At 68.9% G+C, this 5,735-nt stretch carries 1 protein-coding gene; it reads left to right on the forward strand.

Annotation, left to right across the window (positions count from 1 at the left end; translation table 11 throughout):
- On the forward strand, positions 1-5,735 hold a 5,735-nt coding region (locus tag ACQ0O7_RS45095), incomplete at both ends, for an SDR family oxidoreductase (RefSeq protein WP_430792099.1).

Consider the following 5,735-nt stretch of genomic DNA (forward strand, 5'->3'; position numbering starts at 1 on the left):
GACAAGAGCCTGGACGGTTACCGGCTGACCGGTTCGGTCGCTTCGGTGGCGTCGGGCCGGATCTCGTACGTCCTCGGTCTGACCGGTCCTGCCATGACGGTCGATACCGCCTGTTCGTCCTCGCTCGTCGCGTTGCATCAGGCGGTGAACGCGTTGCGTGGTGGTGAGTGCACGATGGCGTTGGCCGGCGGTGTCGCGGTGATGGCCCTGCCGGGCGCGTTCGCGGAGTTCGCCGAGCAGGGTGGGATGGCGTCCAGCGGGCGGTGCAAGGCGTTCTCGGACGACGCGGACGGGATCGGCTGGGGTGAGGGCGCCGGCATGATCCTGTTGGAGCGGCTGTCGGATGCCCGGCGTAACGGCCATCAGGTCCTGGCGGTGATCCGGGGTAGTGCGGTGAACCAGGATGGTGCGTCGAATGGTCTGTCGGCGCCGAATGGTCCGTCGCAGCGGCGGGTGATCCGGGCGGCGTTGGCGAACGCGCAGGTGACGGCGGCGGACGTGGATGTGGTCGAGGCGCATGGCACGGGTACGTCCCTCGGCGACCCGATCGAGGCGGGCGCGCTGCTGGCCACGTACGGTCAGGAGAAGTCTGCTGATCGGCCGTTGTGGCTGGGCTCGGTGAAGTCGAACATCGGTCATCTCCAGACGGCCGCCGGCACCGCCGGTGTGATCAAGATGGTCCTGGCTCTCCAGCACAGCCTGTTGCCGCGAACCCTGCACGCGGACACCCCGTCATCACAGATCGACTGGTCGTCCGGGAACGTCGAACTGCTCACCCAGGCGCGGGAGTGGCCGGCTGGCGATCGGCCCCGGCGTGCGGGTGTGTCGGCGTTCGGTGTCAGTGGCACCAACGTGCACGTCATCATCGAGGAGGCGCCCGCTGCCGAGGTGCCGGTGTCGGAGGCCCGTCCGAGGCCGGCGCTGCTCACCACGGAACTTCCGGCGTGGCTGGTGTCCGGGCACAACGCCGCCGCGCTCGCGGGGCAGGCGGGTCGTCTGCGTGAGCATGTCGTGGCCCGGCCCGAACTGCCGGTGAGTGATGTGGCGTGGTCCCTGGCGACTGGTCGATCGACGCACGACCATCGCGCCGTCGTCATCGGCACCGACCGCGATGAGTTGCTGGCCGGTCTGGTGTCGGTGGCGACTGGTCAGCCGGCGGCCGGTGTTGTGACCGGTGAGGTTTCCCCTGGCGGTGTCGGTCGGACGGTGTTCGTCTTCCCCGGTCAGGGTTCGCAGTGGATCGGCATGGGCCGGGAGTTGGCTGGGGAGTCGCCGGTGTTCGCGGCGCGGCTGGCCGAGTGCGCGACGGCCCTGGAACCCTTCGTGGACTGGCGACTGGATGACGTACTGGCTGGTCGTCATGGTTTTGAATCCGCTGACGTGGTCCAGCCGGCACTTTGGGCGGTCATGGTTTCCCTCGCCGCGGTGTGGCGTGCCGCCGGTGTCGAGCCGGATGCGGTCGTGGGTCACTCGCAGGGTGAGATCGCCGCTGCTGCGGTGGCGGGGATCCTGTCGCTGGAGGACGCGGCCAAAGTCGTCGCGTTGCGTAGTCGCACCCTGGCGGCGTTGGCGGGTCATGGCGGGATGCTGTCGATCGCGGAGCCGGTGGACGCGGTCCGGGGCAGGATCGCCTCCTTTGGTGATCGGCTGTCGATTGCTGCGGTGAACGGCCCGTCGGCGACCGTGGTCTCCGGTGAGCCTTCGGCCTTGCGTGGGCTGGAGACCGCCTGCGGTGACGCGGTGCGGACCCGGATGATCCCGGTGGACTACGCCTCGCATGGTCCGCAGGTCGAGCAGTTGCGGGACGAGATCCTGACCGTGCTGGAAGGCATCACTCCCACTGCGGCGGAGATCCCGATGGTTTCCGCCTTGACTGGGCAGTGGCTGGCCGGTCCGGAGCTGGACGCCGGCTACTGGTACTCGTCACTCCGGGAGACCGTGGAGTTCGACAGGGCCGCAAAGGTGCTGACCGATTCCGGTCACGGCGTGTTCGTGGAGGTCTCTCCGCATCCCGTCTTGATCCAGGCTGTTGACGCCGCTGTCACGGTGGGCAGTCTTCGTCGTGATGATGGTGGTGCGCGGCGTCTGATGGCGTCGTTCGCTGAGGCGTTCGTCAACGGCGTCGCCGTCGACTGGTCGATGGTGCTGGGCGGGGGGAGAACGGTCTGTCTACCGACGTACGCGTTCCAGCGGCGCCGGTTCTGGCCGGAGATGCCTGCCGTCTCGGCCCGATCGCTGGACGACTGGCGTTACCGGATCACCTGGCAGCTGTCGCAGCCCGATGGCGTCGCCCCGGTGCTGTCCGGGACGTGGCTGGTGGTCGGCACCGATCCGGTCGGCCCGGCGGTTGCCGAGGCGCTAGCGGTTCACGGCGCCGAGGTGGTCACGGTCCCTGAGTTGGATGCCGCGTTGCTGGCGGGGGCGGCGGGCGTGGTGTCGTTGCTGGCCTTGGACGAGACCCCGGACCCGGACTATCCGTGGCTGGCGACCGGTCTGGCCGCGACGGTGGATCTAGTGAAGGCGGCGCATCAGGCGGGGGCGCAGGTCCCGGTGTGGATGCTGACTCGTGATGCGGTTCAGGCCGGTGCCGCCGACGTCGCGACCGATCCGGTTCAGACGGCGGTGTGGGGTCTGGGCCGGGCGGTGGGGTTGGAGCGTCCCGAGCTCTGGGGTGGTCTGATCGACCTGGCCGAGGGGTTCGACGGTGCGGCTCTGGTGTCGGTGCTGGCGGACGGCATCGAGGATCAGGTGGCTCTGCGGTCCGAGGGTGTGTTCCTGCGCCGTCTGGTTCGGGCTGAGACCCGTCGTGCCGCGTCTTCCCCGTGGTCGCCGCGGGGGACGGTGCTGCTGACCGGTGGTACGGGTTCGATCGGTGTGAGCATCGGTCCGTGGCTGGCCGGGCGGGACACCGCGCGGGTGGTCCTGACATCCCGTTCCGGTCCGTCGGCGCCGAACGTCTCGGCGCTGGCCGCGTCGGTGGCTGAAGCGGGCACGGGTGTCGAGGTGATCAGCTGCGACCTGGGTGAAGCCGATCAGGTGGCCGCGATGGTGTCCTGGATCGAGGAGTCCGGCCCCGGTCTGTCGACCGTGTTGCACTCGGCGAATCTGCCTTATCTGGCGTGGGTGCAGGACACCGATCGTGAGGGTCTGGCCGCCGCGCTGGGTGCGAAGGCGGCCGGTGCGGTGCATCTGGATCAGGCCACCGCTGGCCTGGATGTTGACGAGTTCGTGTTGTTCTCGTCGATTTCGGCCACGTGGGGCAGTAACGATCATGGTGCCTACGCGGCCGGGAATGCGTTCCTGGACGGGTTCGCTGAGCAGCGGCGGGCGAGGGGTCTTCCCGCGACGTCGATCGCGTGGGGTGTGTGGGATAGCCGCGATTGGGATGCCGTCGATGCGGCGATGGCGCAGGGCGCCGGGGCGGTCACCCCGAGTCGCCTGCGCCGGCAGGGCATGAACTTCCTTGATATCGACCGGGCGCTGACCGCGCTGGGTGAGATCCTGGCCGAGGACGAGACGTTCATCGCGGTCGCCGACGTGGAGTGGGAGAAGTTCGCTCCCGTCTTCCAGATGGCCCGGCCGCGGCCGCTGCTGGACACCATCGTCGAGGCGCGGGAGCCGGTGGATCCCGTCGCGGATTCGCAGGGCCGTGGTGAGTACGCCTCCCGGCTGGCCGCGATGTCCGCCACCGAGCGCCGGCGTGTGGTGATCGAGTTGGTGCGGGCGAGTGCTACTGCGGTGCTGGGCTACGAGTCGGGTGAGGAGATCCCGGCGGAGCGGGCGTTCCGGGATGTCGGTTTCGACTCGCTGACCGCTGTAGAGCTGCGCAACCGGCTCAACACCGCGACCGGGGTACGGCTACCCGCTACCGTGATCTTCGATCATCCCAATCCGACGGCTCTGGCCGAGGAGATCCTGACCCGGCTGCTGGGTGCCACCTCGCGGCAGGTCACGTCGGTGACCGCGGCTGCCCCGTCGGAGCCGATCGCGATCGTCGGCATGGCCTGCCGCTATCCGGGCGGAGTCCGCAGCCCCGAAGAGTTGTGGGAGTTGCTGGTCAACGGCGGTGACGCGATCTCCGGTTTCCCGGCGGATCGTGGCTGGGACGCGGCGGCGCTCTTCGACCCGGATCCGGACGCCGAAGACTCGACGTACGTGACCGAGGGCGGCTTCGTCACCGGGGCCGCGGAATTCGATGCGGAGTTCTTCGGGATCAGCCCGCGTGAGGCCTTGGCGATGGATCCGCAGCAGCGGTTGCTGTTGGAGACGTCGTGGGAGGCGGTCGAGCGGGCCGGTATCGATCCGGTGTCGTTGAAGGGTGCCGGGGTCGGTGTCTTCGTGGGTGGAGCGACTTCCGGGTATCTGGACGCGGCGAGTGCTGATCCGGAGGCTCAGGCGCATCTGATCACCGGTAACGCGTTGAGTGTGTTGTCGGGTCGGATCTCGTACACCCTGGGTCTGGTCGGTCCGGCGATCTCGGTGGACACCGCCTGTTCCTCCTCGCTGGTGGCGTTGCATCAGGCGGTGTCGGCGCTGCGTGGTGGCGAGTGTTCGATGGCGCTGGCCGGTGGTGTGATGGTGATGGCCGACCCGAGCGAGTTCGTCGGATTCTCCCGGATGCGGGCGTTGTCGTCGGATGGCCGTTGCCGGGCGTTCGGTGATGGTGCCGATGGCATGGGTATCGCCGAGGGTGCCGGCATGGTGATGCTGGAGCGGCTCTCCGACGCGCAGCGCAACGGTCATGAGGTGCTGGCGGTGATCCGCGGCAGCGCGGTCAACCAGGACGGTGCGTCCAACGGGCTGTCGGCGCCGAACGGTCCGTCGCAGCAGCGGGTGATCCGTGCCGCTCTGGCGAACGCCCAGGTCACGGCAGCTGAGGTGGACGTGGTCGAAGCGCACGGCACCGGCACTTCGCTGGGTGATCCGATCGAGGCGCAGGCGCTGCTGGCGACCTATGGTCAGGAGCGGCCGGGTGCGGATCGGCCGTTGTGGCTGGGGTCGATCAAGTCGAACATCGGTCATGCGCAGCAGGCGGCGGGTGTCGCTGGTGTGATCAAGATGGTGATGGCGCTGCAGAACCGGAAACTGCCGCGCACTCTGTACGCCGAGACGCCGTCGTCACATGTCGACTGGTCGTCGGGCAGTGTCGAGTTGTTGTCGCAGGCGCGGGAGTGGCCGGCCGGCGAGCGGGTGCGCCGGGCTGGTGTGTCGGCGTTCGGGATCAGTGGCACCAACGCGCACGTGATCATCGAGGAAGCGCCGCCGGTGGTCGAGGTGCCGCGCACCGAGACGCGGCCGGTGCTGACGGCCGATCTTCCGGTGTGGCCGATCTCCGGTCGGACGGCGGTGGCGCTTGCGGAGCAGGCCGGCCGTCTGCGGGAGCACCTGGTGGCCCGGCCCGAACTGCCTGCTGAGGATGTGGCGTGGTCGCTGGCGACATCGCGGTCGGTGTTCGATCACCGTGCGGTGGTGATCGGTGCGGATCCCGATGGTTTGGTGTCGGTGGCGACGGGTCAGCCGGCTCCCGGCGTGGTGACCGGTCAAGTTTCCCCGGGCGGTGTCGGACGGACGGTGTTCGTGTTCCCCGGTCAGGGCTCGCAGTGGATCGGGATGGGCCGGGAGCTGGCTGGGGAGTCGCCGGTGTTCGCGGCGCGGTTGGCCGAGTGTGCGGCGGCCCTGGAGCCCTTCGTGGACTGGCAGCTGGATGACGTACTGGCTGGTCGTCATGGTTTTGA

The sequence above is a fragment of the Actinoplanes sp. G11-F43 genome (genome assembly GCF_050589265.1).
Lineage (GTDB): Bacteria > Actinomycetota > Actinomycetes > Mycobacteriales > Micromonosporaceae > Actinoplanes.